Source organism: Alloalcanivorax balearicus MACL04, assembly GCF_025532145.1.
Classification (GTDB): Bacteria; Pseudomonadota; Gammaproteobacteria; order Pseudomonadales; family Alcanivoracaceae; genus Alloalcanivorax; species Alloalcanivorax balearicus.
Genome location: NZ_ARXS01000001.1, coordinates 255,145 through 268,594, shown reverse-complemented (window position 1 = coordinate 268,594; position 13,450 = coordinate 255,145). Strand labels below are relative to the sequence as shown.

General features: G+C 59.2%; 11 protein-coding genes. 6 read left to right on the top strand and 5 right to left on the bottom strand.

All coding sequences use genetic code 11. The features are described from left to right. Window position 1: 1 nt before the first annotated feature. Window positions 2–874, bottom strand: a complete 873-nt coding sequence (locus MA04_RS01245) for a branched-chain amino acid ABC transporter permease (RefSeq protein WP_163124918.1) — start codon at window positions 872–874, stop codon at window positions 2–4. A gap of 56 nt (window positions 875–930) precedes the next feature. After that, a complete protein-coding gene (locus MA04_RS01240) occupies window positions 931–2,199 on the bottom strand; it encodes an ABC transporter substrate-binding protein (protein WP_262459185.1) in 1,269 nt (422 codons plus the stop codon). A gap of 407 nt (window positions 2,200–2,606) precedes the next feature. Here MA04_RS01240 and MA04_RS01235 point away from each other — a divergent pair, with 407 nt between their 5' ends. The 3 genes from MA04_RS01235 to MA04_RS01225 all read left to right on the top strand — a co-directional run bounded on the left by MA04_RS01235 (window position 2,607) and on the right by MA04_RS01225 (window position 6,468). After that, window positions 2,607–3,878, top strand: coding sequence for an amidohydrolase/deacetylase family metallohydrolase (locus tag MA04_RS01235; RefSeq protein WP_262459184.1), 1,272 nt, complete (start codon window positions 2,607–2,609; stop codon window positions 3,876–3,878). A 24-nt stretch (window positions 3,879–3,902) separates the two neighbouring features. Beyond that, window positions 3,903–5,060, top strand: coding sequence for a YlbE family protein (locus MA04_RS01230; RefSeq protein ID WP_163125075.1), 1,158 nt, complete (start codon window positions 3,903–3,905; stop codon window positions 5,058–5,060). A 73-nt stretch (window positions 5,061–5,133) separates the two neighbouring features. Then, a complete protein-coding gene (locus tag MA04_RS01225) occupies window positions 5,134–6,468 on the top strand; it encodes a Na+/H+ antiporter NhaC family protein (protein ID WP_163124924.1) in 1,335 nt (444 codons plus the stop codon). Here the strand turns inward: MA04_RS01225 and MA04_RS01220 are convergent. Further along, window positions 6,465–7,349 (bottom strand): LysR substrate-binding domain-containing protein, encoded by an 885-nt coding sequence (locus MA04_RS01220; RefSeq protein ID WP_163124926.1) that lies wholly within the window; start codon window positions 7,347–7,349, stop codon window positions 6,465–6,467. The genes MA04_RS01225 and MA04_RS01220 overlap by 4 nt on opposite strands. A gap of 100 nt (window positions 7,350–7,449) precedes the next feature. Here MA04_RS01220 and MA04_RS01215 point away from each other — a divergent pair, with 100 nt between their 5' ends. Then, the gene (locus MA04_RS01215; protein WP_163124928.1) at window positions 7,450–8,094 is read left to right on the top strand and encodes a glutathione S-transferase family protein; all 645 of its coding nucleotides are present in this window, start codon (window positions 7,450–7,452) and stop codon (window positions 8,092–8,094) included. Window positions 8,095–8,104: 10 nt separating this feature from the next. Here the strand turns inward: MA04_RS01215 and MA04_RS01210 are convergent, their stop codons facing one another. Both MA04_RS01210 and msrA read right to left on the bottom strand, forming a co-directional pair. Beyond that, complete coding sequence (locus tag MA04_RS01210) at window positions 8,105–10,102, bottom strand: bifunctional 2',3'-cyclic-nucleotide 2'-phosphodiesterase/3'-nucleotidase (protein WP_163124930.1); 1,998 nt, start codon at window positions 10,100–10,102, stop codon at window positions 8,105–8,107. A 180-nt stretch (window positions 10,103–10,282) separates the two neighbouring features. After that, the gene (gene msrA / locus MA04_RS01205; protein ID WP_163124932.1) at window positions 10,283–11,359 is read right to left on the bottom strand and encodes a peptide-methionine (S)-S-oxide reductase MsrA; all 1,077 of its coding nucleotides are present in this window, start codon (window positions 11,357–11,359) and stop codon (window positions 10,283–10,285) included. A gap of 224 nt (window positions 11,360–11,583) precedes the next feature. Here msrA and mscL point away from each other — a divergent pair, with 224 nt between their 5' ends. Beyond that, window positions 11,584–12,015, top strand: coding sequence for a large conductance mechanosensitive channel protein MscL (mscL, locus tag MA04_RS01200; protein WP_163124934.1), 432 nt, complete (start codon window positions 11,584–11,586; stop codon window positions 12,013–12,015). Between the two features lie 28 nt (window positions 12,016–12,043). Next, a complete protein-coding gene (locus MA04_RS01195) occupies window positions 12,044–13,447 on the top strand; it encodes a phospholipase D family protein (RefSeq protein ID WP_262459183.1) in 1,404 nt (467 codons plus the stop codon). Window positions 13,448–13,450 lie beyond the last annotated feature (3 nt).

Genomic DNA, 13,450 nt, shown 5'->3' with positions numbered 1-13,450 from the left:
ATCATCCCACCCTTTCCTTGGCCGCGAACAATCCCTGCGGACGGGCGATCATAACGACCAGAATCACCAGGAAACCGATCGCGTCGCGATAAGCGGTGGAAATGTAAGCCGCTCCGAATTCTTCAATCAGTGCCAACGCGAAGCCGCCGAGCGCGGCACCACGTATGTTGCCCAGCCCGCCAAGAATAACGATGGCGAAGGCCTTCAGGCTGGCCAGGTCACCCATCGTCGGTGTGACTACGAAAACCGGTGCCAGAAGTGCTCCGGTAATTGCCGCCAGCGATGAGCCCAGACCGAACGTGAGCGTGTAAATCCGGCTCACGTTGACACCGACGATACGGGCCGCGTCCTCATCCTGAAAGGTGGCTCGCATCGCCAGCCCCAACCGGGAACGTTCAATCACCAGATAGAAGGCCAACAGCAGGACAATGGCCGCGCCAAGAACGAACAACCGTGTTGGTGACAGGTAAATGCCGCCGACAATGATGGACTCTTGCGGGAATGGGGTGGGGACCACTTTGGCGACCCCGCCCCAGGCCAGCAGTTCGGCGTTCTGCATAATGATCATGACCCCGATCATGATCAACATGACCTCATCGATGTTCTCCAGACGGCAGCGCCGCAACAGCAGGAACTCAATGGCCGCGCCCAATAACAGACCCAGGCCCGCCGCCAGGACAAGCGCCACGAAATAATCCATCTGCAACAGCGATACCAGAGCGTAGGCCACATAGGCACCGAAGGCGTATAACTCTCCATGGGCAAAGTTGACCACTTTCATGATGCCGAAGATAAGCGTGAGCCCGATGCCAAGCAGGGCATAGGTGGCACCGAGCACCGTGCCGTTGACGAGGTGCTGGAGGAACTGGTCCAAAATAATCTCCCTGACTCCCAACCCCTTTGCACGGCGCAAAGGGGTTGGGAGTGCCGTTACAGCGCTGAAACTTCGCCGTCTTGCAATTGAATGATGTAGATATTGGGCGTGTTCTGGCCGCTTTCCCGGCCTTCAGGGCCTTCCTTGTGGAAGGCGATGTCGCCGTTCACGCCGGCCAGCTTGACCTTCCAAAGCGCATCACGGATGGCTTCCGGCTCGGCTTTTCCGGCCACACGAATCGCTTCCGCGATGGTAAGAATGGCGTCATAGCCGCGGAAGCCTTCGGTCAGGCCCGGGAACGGGTAATCCTTTGCTTCCCAGGCATCCATGTAAGCCCCGGCGATTTGCGGATGAAGAGCCTGATCCGCGGTCCAGGGTGAGAAGAACAGCAGGTGCGTGCTGACGTATCCCTTGGGTCCCGGGTTCTTCACCAGGGGTTCGGGGAACGACCCACCAGTGGTGATCAGCCGTTGTTTTATGCCTTGCTCGGCTGCCTGGCGAATCGCCAGCGTCAGTTGTTCCACACCTGATGTGACGATAATGGTGTCGCTGCCGCTGTTCTTGATGGCTGCCAGCTGCGCGGACAAATCAGTGGCATCCGGAGCGATGATTTCGGAACGGCCTACTTCAATTCCCTTGCTTTCAAGCACCTCCTTGAAGGCGCCGGCAGCGCCCAGTCCCCAGTCGTTGTTCACCGACAGGAAATCCACCTTCTTGATAGCGGGAGTAAATGAGGAAAGCTGTTTTGCGAACGCCTGGGCTTCCATCATCGAGGTCGGGCTGATACGGAAAACCCAGGGATTACCGGAAGTGGTAACCTTGGATGAAGAAGCGGTTTCGACCACCATGGGAATACCGTACTCCTCCAGCTTCGGCATCGTCGCCAGGGTGAAGGTGGAACCCCAGGCTCCCATCATGACCGGCACTTTATCGCGGAGGATCAATTTCTCCGCCGTGTTCACGGCCTCTCTGGGGTTGGACTTGTTGTCCTCGATAACCAGTTCCAGAGGTTTGCCCAGAACACCACCTTCACCGTTGATGTGTTCCACGGCCAGGCGTGCGCCGTTGGTGACGTAGGTCCCGGAAGCGGCCACGGATCCGGTTAACGGCTGTGAAACCCCGATCTTGATGGTGTCATCGGCCTGCGCCTGAGATGCCAGTAATGCTCCCCCGAGCAGCATCGCATACAGCGGTTTGATCAACATAAAGCGCTCCTGAAATACGATTGGATTTATCACTATGATGATGCGGGTTCCAGCCGTGGCTGGGATGCTGATAAGGAGGCAGCAAGTCCTGTGCCATCGTTCTGAAAAACTGCATACCATTCTCATAACTTTATGATTTTATTTACTATATTTTGTATACATAAAAGAGGTATACCACATGAATAATACTAAGGAGCATGCCTGTGACGGTGCCGAAAAAGGGCTTGTGCACCACAATGCGACAATATGTGGTATGCCCGTTATAGGGTGATGAAAGAAAACGTAATTCCTTGAAGGAGCGCGCACCGTCGGTGCACAGCCCATGGTCCGAGTTGGTGCCGAATCTGATTAAGTAGCCTGAAATGTGCCTTTTATCTCTCAATATAAATGGTATACCACATAAATATTGAAGAGCGTAAACCCATGAATAACAGTGGGTTAGGGGTTTTTAAACGAAGCAACGGGTATGGATTGGCATGTGTATTGCTACCGGTTCGTCATCAGTAACGTTTACCTGGAAGGTCTTCATGCAAGCATTACTACTGCACGGCGGTCGTGTGATCGATCCCGCCAACGGCATTGATGAGGTTTGTGACGTTCTTGTGCGCGACGGACGGATCGCTGCCGTTGGCCGGCTACAAGGCAGCGATGTCCCCGGGGATGTGGAAAGAATCGACTGTAGCGGGCGACTGGTGCTGCCCGGGTTGATCGATACTCACAGCCATGTCTATCAATATGTTACCGGGCGATTTGGATTGAATGCGGATCTTTGTGGTGTGCATTCCGGCGTCACCACTCTGGTCGATCAGGGGGGCGCCAGCTGCATGACACTGCCAGGCTTTCGTAAGCATGTGATCGAGCCTTCCCACAGTCGGGTGCTGTCCTTTCTTTCCGCCTATCTGGTGGGAGGGCTGGAAGGCCATTTCTATCCACAACTGTACCGGCCGGATTGCGTGGACATTGCCGCCACCGTCAAGGCGGCCAAAGCCAATGCGGATGTGGTGAAGGGTATCAAGGCCCACGCTGAACTGGGCGGCTTTGCCCGTTGGGGAACTGAGGTGATGCAAAAGGCCGCGGCCATCGGTGAGCAGACAGGGTTGCCGGTCTACATTCATTTCGGCCAGCTTTGGCCGGAGCCCGAGGAGGGCGGTATGGATGTGGACCCGGACTCCATCTTTACCCAGGTTGTGGATCTGCTTAAACCGTGTGATGTGTTGGCTCACCCTTTCAGCCGCCACCCCGGTGGATTCGTTGAACTGAATGGAGAAGTGCACCCGCTGGTACGAGATGCCGTCGAGCGCGGGCTCAAGGTGGATGTGGGACACGGTTCCCACTTCAGTTTCAAGATGGCGGAGAAAGTGCTTAGCGCGGGCATCGTCCCGCATACGCTTGGTTCCGATATGCATGGTTATAACACTTCGGTTCCGGCGCCGGCCGGTACTCCCGAGGAGCATGAGCACCCGGATGAGGAGCACATGTTCAAGGGCACCTCCCGATTCAGCCTGGTGTCGGCGATGACCAGCATGATTGCATTGGGTCTGAATCTGGAGCAGGTGATTCCGATGGTGACGGTGAACGCGGCGCGGATGGTGGGCATGAGCGATGAGATTGGCACTCTCGGCGTTGGTCGGGTGGCGGATATCAGTGTGCTGTCCGATGAAAGCGGCCGTTGGTTGATGCGTGATAACGAAGGTACGGAGGTGATTGCCGAGCGTATGTTGCAGCCCGTGTTCTGCCTGCGTGAGGGCCGGCGTTTTAATGCCACCGCGTCCATTCTGCCGATACCGGAGGTGGCTTGAATGGCATCCGACCGGAGGGCCGGGATGGATGCCGTGGAGAGCGCCAATCGGGCGGTGCTGACGAAGGTTCGGCAGGTCCGGCCGCAATGGTCTGACGTGACGGAAGCAAGGCGAGCGTTGCCGTTACCGGAACGAACCTTGCTGCACGCCGGTCCGCCGTTCGAGGACCCACGGGCCCCCAGCCCGCCGATTCTGTCTTCGGCGGTTCTGTGTTGCCTGTATGAAGGTTGGGCACGAAACGAGGAGGAAGCGGAACGATTGATCAGCACGGGCCGGGTGAGATTGCTGCCGGCTCAGGCGTTCTCGGTGGTCACGCCGCTTGCCGCGGTGATCTCGCCATCGACGACGTTGGTGGAAATCAGTGACGCTGCGGATCCCGGGCACCGTTGCTGGTCTTTGCTGGGTAGCGGAAGCGGGCCGCAGATCCGTTTTGGCAGCCGGGATCCGGCGATCCTGGAGCGGTTGCGCTGGCGCGACCGGGTCCTGGCACCGGCGCTGCGAAAGGTGCTGGTGACCCGGCCGATTGCGCTGTTGCCCCTGGCCCGACTGGGGCTTGAAGCGGGTGACGATCTGCACGCCCAAACCACCCATGCCAATAAGGCCTTGTGTGCGGCGATGCCATCCACGTTGGCCGTGGAGGTTCGTGAGTGTTTGGGGAATACCCCGCTGTTTTTTCTGACTTTATGGATGGGCGCCTGTCACCTGATGCTGGCCGCCGCCGCCGGGGAAGCCGGCTCCAGTCTGGTGTTGGCGTTGGCGGGTAATGGCCGCCGGGTGGGGCTTCGAGTGGCCGGAGACCCGGCTCGCTGGCATACCTGCGCCGCGCCGGTGCCCGAGGGGCCCCGAATATCAGCCTCCACTGTGCCGGCCAGCCCCATGATCGGTGACAGCGGCGTTATCGATGCTTTCGGGCTGGGAGCTCAGGCGTGGAGGCGTTGTTCCGGAGTGGCCGAGACGCTGGCGCCGTGGTGGCCAAATCCGGCGGAAGCGTCACCGGACTGGCTGATCGGAGCGCATCCTTTATTCGAGGATTTGCAGTTGCCGATCGGGCTCGCACGTCATCGGGTTACGGCTGATACGGATTTGCCCAGGGTCGCCATCGCCATGGTGGGCGGTGACGGGCGGGCCGGTCTGTTGGGGCGCGGGCTCTGTGTGCCTCCGGCAGCGCTGTTCGTGGGCTAAGAGCCGGTTTCGGCATCCCGGATTTCCCCCTACACTGGACGGTCAGACTTCTTGGACCGACAGGCCGGCCAGTATGACGCAAACTCCCGCCCGGGCATGGGCGCTGATCCCGTTACTGTTTTTTCTTGTCGTCTTTCTCGGTAGCGGGCTTTACTTCAGTGCCGTGGGGGCGGAGTTCGCGTTCTATCAAATCAAGGCGCCGGTGGTGGCGGTTGTCGCCATTGTGTTGTCATTCCTGCTGGCACGGCAGTCTTTCCATCACAGCGTCGAACGATTACTGGTGGGTGTCGGCCATCCCAATATCATTCTCATGTGCCTGGTATTCCTGTTGGCCGGCGCCTTCGCCAGCGTCAGCAAGAGTATCGGCAGCGTTGATGCCACCGTGCAATTCGGGTTGCAGATCATGCCGGCCAGTTGGGTGCTGCCGGCCCTGTTCCTGATCTCCGCGTTCATCGCCACCGCCATGGGCACCTCAATGGGAACCATCGCCGCCACCGCGCCAATCGCGGTGGGGTTCGCCGAGGCGACCTCGTTGTCGTTGCCTTTGTCTTTGGGGGCTGTCGTCGGTGGCGCCATGCTGGGCGATAACCTGTCGATGATCTCGGACACCACCATCGCCGCCACTCGCAGTCAGGGCGTCTCCCTCAAGGATAAGTTCCGGGTGAATGTATGGATAGCGTTGCCGGCGGCGTTGGCGACGGTGGTGCTTCTGGCATTGCTGGGGGACGGCGAACATACGGTGCCGTCCGAATCCGTGTCCTACTGGCGGGTCATGCCCTATCTGCTGGTGTTCGCTCTGGCGCTGTCCGGGATGAACGTGTTGGCGGTGCTGGTGATTGGTATCGTCACCGCCGGGCTCACTGGCGTGATACTGAGTCCGGAATACGGTCTGGTCGACGTCAATGGAGCGATCTACCAGGGCTTCGAATCCATGTTCGAGATCATGCTGTTATCGATGCTGATTGGTGGATTGTCGCAACTGATGAATGATCAAGGCGGCACGCGCTGGCTGATCGAACGTATTCATGCACTGACCCGCTGGCTGAAGCTGTCCAGTCAGCGCGCCGGTGAGATCGGTATCGCGCTGCTGGTGGTCACCGCCAATCTGTTTGTCGCCAACAACACGGTGTCGATCGTGCTGTGTGGTGAAATGGCCAAGGAGATCGCCGCGGAATATGGCGTCGATCCGAGGCGCTCGGCCAGTGTGATGGACATCTTTTCCTGCGTGGTACAGGGGCTGATTCCTTACGGCGCCCAGGTCCTTCTGGCCTGCTCCATCGCATCGCTGTCGCCGTTGTCATTAATCGGCGCCATTCACTATTGCTGGGCGCTGGGGTTGGCGGCGCTGCTGGCGATCGCCTTTGACCGGCCGCGATTGAAAGCGCGCCACCCGGCGCGATCGATTTAAAGGGTAAAGGCGGTTTTCAACCAGTGACGTAATGTGCCGATGGCGTCGTCCTTATCGGCCTGGTGGGTCCAGACCAGATAATAGCGATGTACGTCGGCTACCTGGGTCTTCCACAATCGAACCAGACGGCCCGCCGCGAGCGCATCCCGCACCAGATGATGCCGCGCCAGTGCAATGCCTTCGCTGTTCTCCGCCGCTGCCAGCAGGCTGGTCAGGTTGGGAAAGAGCGGGCCGTGATCGCTGTTGGTCAGTGCCAGGCCCGCGGCCTGGAGCCATAAAGCCCAGGGTTGTGCCGCGTGACGTAGTAAAACGCAATGGGCCAGGTCCGCCCGCCGACGGGGTAGTTTGCCGTCGCGATAATCCGGACTGGCTACCGGGTACAGCCACTCCGAAGATAACACCTCCGATTGCAGGCCGGGCCAGCCTCCGGGGCCGTAGCGCAGTGCCACGTCGCTGTCCGCGTCGCTGCCCAGCTTGACCAGATCGACGGCGGTGGTGACCTCCACGCGGATGTCGGGAAAGCGCTGATGGAAATCCGCCAGACGCGGTAACAGCCAGCGCTGCGCGATGCTTGGCAAGGTGCTCAAACGCAAGGTGGTGGTGCGGCGCCGACGACGGGGTGTTTTGAAAGCCCGCTCCAGCACACCCAGGCCCTGGCGCACTTGCAAGGCCAAATGCTGGGCTTCCCCGGTGGGGGCAACGCCCTGACGTTGCCGTTCGAACAACCGCCGTCCCAGACGCTGCTCAAGGGAACGGATGTGCTGGCTGACCGCGCCCTGGGTCAGCGACAGTTCCTTTGCGGCCAGAGTGAAGCTGCGCAGCCGGACGCTGGCCTCGAAAGCCACCAGCGTTGGCAGGGGCGGAAGCGAGTTTCTATCCATGGATGACATTAATATCACTAATGCCCAGACCCTACAAAGTATCGTTTGTCGGGTTCAGGACGGGCTTCTAGGCTGACACTCCCGTTCAAGGAGTCGAGCCATGAGCTATCAGTTGTATTATTCATCCGGTGCCTGTTCCATGGCAGTGCATATCGTATTGGAGGAACTGGGTGTGCCGACCAGGTTGATGCCCCTGCGGATCCACGACGGCGATACTTCCAAGCCGGATTACCTGGCCATCAACCCCAAGGGGCGGGTGCCGGCTCTGGCCATTCCGGGCGAAGCGGGCGTGCTCACCGAACTGCCGGCGATCCTGACCTTTCTGGCGGAAAGCCATGACACGCCGGCCCTGTTGCCGCCGACTGCTCTGCAGCGCGGGCGTGCTCAGGAATGGCTGGCGTGGTTGGCCGGCTGGATGCACGGTACCGGCTACGGCCTTATATGGCGTCCGCATCGGTTCAGTGCCGATCCGGATGACGCCCCGGCTCTGAGGGAACAGGGTCTGAAGGTGGTGGCCCAGGCCAATCAGGATGTGACCGAGCGCCTGGCACAACCAGGGCCCTGGGCGCTGGGTGACCAGTACAGCGTGGTGGATCCGTTTCTGTTGGTGCTGTTCAGATGGGGGAGTCTGGTGGGACTGGATATGAGCGAGCATACAGCGTGGATCGAACACACCCGGTGCATGCTCCAACGCCCGGCGGTAAACCGGGTGTTGGAGCGGGAAGAGGTGACGATCCCGTTGTGAGCTCGCCAGGTCAGGGTTGCAGGTCCAGTTCGTACACCGCTTCGTTGTTATCGTTGGTCTCCAGGAATACCGCTTCCAGCGCTTTTTCGGCAACGAAGTTCCGGGCCCGGTCGGTATTGGGCACCCGGAACACGATGGTCAGATCGGTGGCCGCGTCAATCGGCGCGAACGACCAGTTGCCGTCGGCGGTGGGCGTAACCGGACTGTTTTCCCGGATGTAGTCCGCCAGGACCGCGCGGTTCTCATCCGGTGACTCAATAACGATGTGGTCGCCACCGGTGCCCGCGAACTTGCCGCCGCCAGCGCGGTAATTATTGGTGGCGATCAGGAATTCATCGTCGTCCGCCACGGGGTTGCCCTGATAGGCCAGATTGACGATGCGCTGGCCGTCACTGACCTGGACGCAGTCGCCGTTATAGCGCGCTGGCTGGGTAACGTCGATCTGGTAGGTGAGACCATCGATAACGTCGAAGTTATAGGTGGGGAAGCCGCTGTAATTCACCAATTCCTGAGGGGCGCTGGTGCTGGTGTCGATCTGGAAAAACTGGGAAGCGGAGCATTCCAGCCATTGAGTCAGCTCGGCGCCATTGGCTTTCACCGCCATCAGTGTATTCGGATACAGATACAGGTCGGCGGCGTTTTTTACTTTCAGTTCGCCTTTGGGCACCACGGTGAAGGCGCTTTCATCGGCGCAGATCCCTTCCCGGTTGCAGGCCTTGAATGGCGCGGCGGCGGACAACACCGGCAGATCCTGGAGATTGACGTCGCCTTCGATCAGATTCTCCACGTAGGCCTTCTGGGCATCCGCCACGATCTGAATGGACGGATCGTCTTTCACCACCGCCAGGAAGCTGTAGATGTCGTCGGTGGATTCACCGATGGGCTGGTTCATGTAGTCGACGGTGGCTTGGTGATCCCCGGCCAGCTTGGCCACCAGGGCCGCGTCGGCTTCCACCGCGGGGGCATCGTCCGCGAAGATCGGCTGGGCCTGCACCTGGGAGCCGGTGATGGACCACTGATCCGCTCCGGTATCGTAGGACAGGGTCATATCGATGACGCCCAGATGGCTGCCCCAGTAACCGGGCATGACCGCCGGAACGCCCTTGATGGTGCCTTTTTCCACGTCCACATTGGGAGTATCGGCAAAGCTGTCGGATGGGAACAGTAAATGGCTGTGGCCGAACATGATGGCGTCGATGCCTTCCACGTCCGCCAGATACCAGCTGCTGTTCTCCGCTTTATCCGCTTCGGAGTAAGCCGTGGTGCTGATGCCGGAATGGGGAATGGCGACGATAACATCGGCGCCCTCCGTCTTCATTTGTGGCACATAGCGTTCGGCCATGGCCTTGATGTCCTTGGTGATCACCTCGCCTTCCAGATTGGCTTTGTCCCATTGCATGATCTGTGGCGGCAGGAAGCCGATGAAGCCGACCGTGATGTCATGACTGTTGCCGTCACGATCACGGACGGACTTGGTTACCAGTTGATAGGGCTCGAAGTACAACTGATCGTTGTCCGGATTGTCATCGTCGTCGTCCACGAAGACGTTGGCACTGATGTACGGGAAGCCGGCGTCGTTGACGCTTTCGGCCAGGAATTCCAGACCATAGTTGAACTCATGGTTGCCGTAGTTGGCCACGTCATAACCGAGCTCGTTCATGGCCTTGTAAACCGGATGGACCTCGCCGGCAGGGAGGCCTTCGGCGTGGCGCCAATCGCCCATGGGGCTGCCTTGGATAAGATCGCCGTTATCCACCAGGAAGCTGTTGTCGGGGAAGTCGAGGGCGGCGCGAGCCTGCTTGATCAGTGTGGCGGTACGCACCAGTCCCACCTTGGGGTCGGCGGCATCGCCATAGTAGTTATAGTCCATCACATTGGCGTGGATATCGGTGGTCTCCATCAGGCGGATGTCCACCAGGGGATCGTTATCGCTATCGCTGCCGCAGCCGGCAAGCAGGATACCGCTGGAGATGATACCCAGCCAGAACGCTTTTGAAGAAACAGACATGACACCCTCGTCGTCGTAAAAGAAAGGCCGGAAAGTCCGGGCCGGCGTAACGAGGGTGAGAACGGAACATGACCGGGGGATAACGAACAGATTATGGTTTTATGATGGCTCGTTATTGCATTAACCGACTTGGCTTCCGGCGATGGTCTCCATCGCCGGGTGGGTGCTACTTAAACAACGCTATTCAAACAATGTCAGGTACTGACCGTAACCAGCGGCGGCCATGTCTTCCTTGGCAATGAAGCGCATGGCCGCGGAGTTCATGCACCAGCGCTCCCCCGTGGGCTGCGGGCCGTCCTTGAAGACATGCCCCAGGTGGGAATCGGCGTAACGGCTACGGACTTCGGTGCGAACCATCCACAAAGTACTGTCTTCACGGGTGGTCACCACATCGGGGGTAATCGGTTTGGTGAAGCTGGGCCAGCCGGTACCGGATTTATACTTGTCGGTGGATGAGAACAGCGGCTCACCGCTGACCACATCCACATAGATGCCTTGCTGCTTGTTGTCCCAATACGTGTTTTTGAAGGCCGGTTCGGTATCGTCTTCCTGGGTCACCTGAAAGCTCAAGGGAGACAGTCGAGTCCGCAGAGTGGCTTCATCAGGCTTGTTGAAATGTTCGGGGCCTCGCCAGCTCATCGAGGCTTCGGCGTTTGCTTTCTCGCCGCCGGGCAGGTGATCCGGATCATCCCAGTGCTTTTCAAGAAACTGATCCCGGCCGGAGTTGTAGCGATAAAACTTATAGCGCACCGGGTTGCGCTTATAATAATTCTGATGATATTCCTCGGCGGGATAGAACGCCTTTAATGGAGTGATCTCGGTAACGATGGGCTTCTCGAACCGGCCACTCTTCTCCAGTGCCGTCTTGGAGGCCCGTGCCTGTTTTTCCTGTTCCGGCGTCTCAAAGAAAATGGCACCCCGGTACTGACGGCCGCGATCAACAAATTGACCGTCGGCGTCGGTGGGGTCCATGTGGCGCCAGAACCAGTCCAGCAACTGAGCGTAGCTGATCTTGTCCGGATCATAGATCACCTTCACCGATTCGGTGTGGCCGGTGGTGCCGCTGGAGACCTGCTCATAGGTGGGATCGGCCTCGTCACCGCCGGCATAGCCGCTGATGGCCTCGCTGACACCGTCGAGTTTCTCGAAGTCCGACTCGGTGCACCAGAAACATCCACCAGCGAACACCGCCGTGGCTTGCGCCGCCAGGGCGGGGCCCGTGATCAGGGTAAATAGAAGCGCGGCGATGATCCGCATGGCCTGTTCCTCCTGCTTGTAGAAGCTGCCTGAAGGATTGGATGCCCGAATTCGCTTTATGTTACGCCGATGGAGAGAAAATTTTCGGGGAGGGCCTGGGGCGTCATTTCATGGATGGTCGTCAAAGGCCATTATTTTCATAGCGGTGATCTTGTGCTTTGTCGGTATTATCGAACCATCCGTTCACGCATGGTGCGCGCGGAAATTACCTGGGGAGAAGGCCCATGGGTATGATCAAGGAATTTCGTGAGTTCGCGATAAAGGGAAATATGGTCGATATGGCGGTGGGCATCATCATCGGTGGGGCGTTCGCCACCATCGTGAAGAGCCTGGTCGCCGACGTCATCATGCCACCCATCGGGTTACTGCTGGGTGGGGTGGACTTCGCCAATTTGTTCGTGGTCCTGCGTGGTACCGGTGAGTTCGCTACCTTGGCCGAAGCCCAAGCCGCCGGTGCCGTGACGATCAACTATGGGGTGTTCTTCAATAATGTCATCAGCTTCCTCATCGTCGCCTGGGCGGTGTTCTTCCTGGTGCGCGCCATTAACAGGCTCAAGCGTGAGGAAGAAAAAACAGAGGAAGCCGCCGCGCCGCCGCCGACTCCGGAGGATATCTTGTTGCTGCGGGAAATCCGTGACAACCTTAAACACCGTTGAGGGAATAGCCAGGCACGGAAGAGGTCTTTTGTCCGATACCACCAGATCCAGATCGCGGTCGTCCCTGGTGCCGGGTGCCGGCGTCGATTCCGACTTCACGTTGGTTGCCGACGCTGGCGAAGCCTTCTTGCTGCGCATGGCGACAGCCCGGGCCGCCAGGCGTTCTCTGGATCTGCAGTATTACATCTGGGACAACGACCAGGTCGGACGGCGCTTGATATGGGTTGTGCTCGAGGCGGCACGCCGCGGTGTGCGGGTGCGTTTACTGCTGGATCATATCAATCAGTTGGGCCGGGACCGGAATTGGGCGACCTTGAACGCCCATCCCAACGTGGAAGTCCGTCTGTTCAATCCTTTACGCGGTCGCGGTCTTAATCTGCTGCGCTGGCTTTACCGGGCGCCCAAACTCAATCGCCGCATGCACAACAAAGCCTGGATCGTCGATGGAGAAGCCGCCATCGTCGGCGGGCGTAACATCTCTGAACACTACTTTGGCGTCAACGCGGTCACCAACTTCCGTGATCTGGATATCTACGCCGATGGCCCGATCGCCTCCGACACCCAGGAGGCCTTCAATCGATATTGGCACAGCCCTTTGTCGGTGAGTCTGAGGCAGTTCCGGCGCCGTTCCAGTGATGATGCGGAAGCATTGTGGATGAGTCTGGATACGGAGCAGCGTTCCCGGCACCGGGATGATAGCGTGCTGTCCGAGCGTACTCTGCAAGCGGTACGGGCAAGGCGGGTTCGTGCCCCGGCGGCATTGCTATTCGACAGTCCGGAAAAAGCGCATGGCTCTCCTCAGCGTCTGATGGGAACGCAACTGGCCCGATTGCTTGGCCGCCATTCCGCCCGGGAGATTCTGATCGAAGCCAGCTATTTCATTCCCGGTGATGATTTCACCCGCGCGTTAAGCGGTTGGCGCAAACGGGGGTGCCGGGTGGCGGTACTGACCAACAGTCTGGCCACCAACGATGTCATCGCCGCCCATGCCGCCTATCAACGCTATCGCCCGGCGCTGGTGGATGCCGGATTGGAATTGCACGAACTGCAGCCCAATGCCCGCAGTATGATGCGTCAGGTCCGGCTGTTGCGCGGGCGGTCCAAAGCCAGCTTGCATACCAAGGCCATGGTACTGGATCGGCGTGAGTTGTTTGTCGGTTCGTTTAACGCCGATCCCCGTTCCGTGCACTTCAATACCGAGATGGGGTACTACATTTACTCTCCGTCGTTGGCGGCATCGGTGGCCGCGTTCATCGAGGAAGGCATGGCGCCACAAAACAGCTATCGGTTGTCTCGTGAAGAGGGACGGCTGACATGGGTCGGGGGAAGCGACCAGGGCCCGGTGGTCTGTCACCGGGAGCCCCTGGTATCGATACCGCGCCGGTTGGCCAGCGCGGTGTTGGCGTTGCTGCCGATCGAAAATCTGCTGTAACCG

Bases quoted from the DNA above. Each gene is read 5' to 3' on its own strand.
- MA04_RS01235 (WP_262459184.1), top strand. From the start codon at position 2,607: ATGCAAGCATTACTACTGCACGGCGGTCGTGTGATCGATCCCGCCAAC.
- MA04_RS01240 (WP_262459185.1), bottom strand. From the start codon at position 2,199: ATGGTATGCAGTTTTTCAGAACGATGGCACAGGACTTGCTGCCTCCTT.
- MA04_RS01230 (WP_163125075.1), top strand. From the start codon at position 3,903: ATGGATGCCGTGGAGAGCGCCAATCGGGCGGTGCTGACGAAGGTTCGG.
- MA04_RS01225 (WP_163124924.1), top strand. From the start codon at position 5,134: ATGACGCAAACTCCCGCCCGGGCATGGGCGCTGATCCCGTTACTGTTT.
- msrA (WP_163124932.1), bottom strand. From the start codon at position 11,359: ATGCGGATCATCGCCGCGCTTCTATTTACCCTGATCACGGGCCCCGCC.
- MA04_RS01210 (WP_163124930.1), bottom strand. From the start codon at position 10,102: ATGTCTGTTTCTTCAAAAGCGTTCTGGCTGGGTATCATCTCCAGCGGT.
- MA04_RS01220 (WP_163124926.1), bottom strand. From the start codon at position 7,349: ATGGATAGAAACTCGCTTCCGCCCCTGCCAACGCTGGTGGCTTTCGAG.
- mscL (WP_163124934.1), top strand. From the start codon at position 11,584: ATGGGTATGATCAAGGAATTTCGTGAGTTCGCGATAAAGGGAAATATG.
- MA04_RS01215 (WP_163124928.1), top strand. From the start codon at position 7,450: ATGAGCTATCAGTTGTATTATTCATCCGGTGCCTGTTCCATGGCAGTG.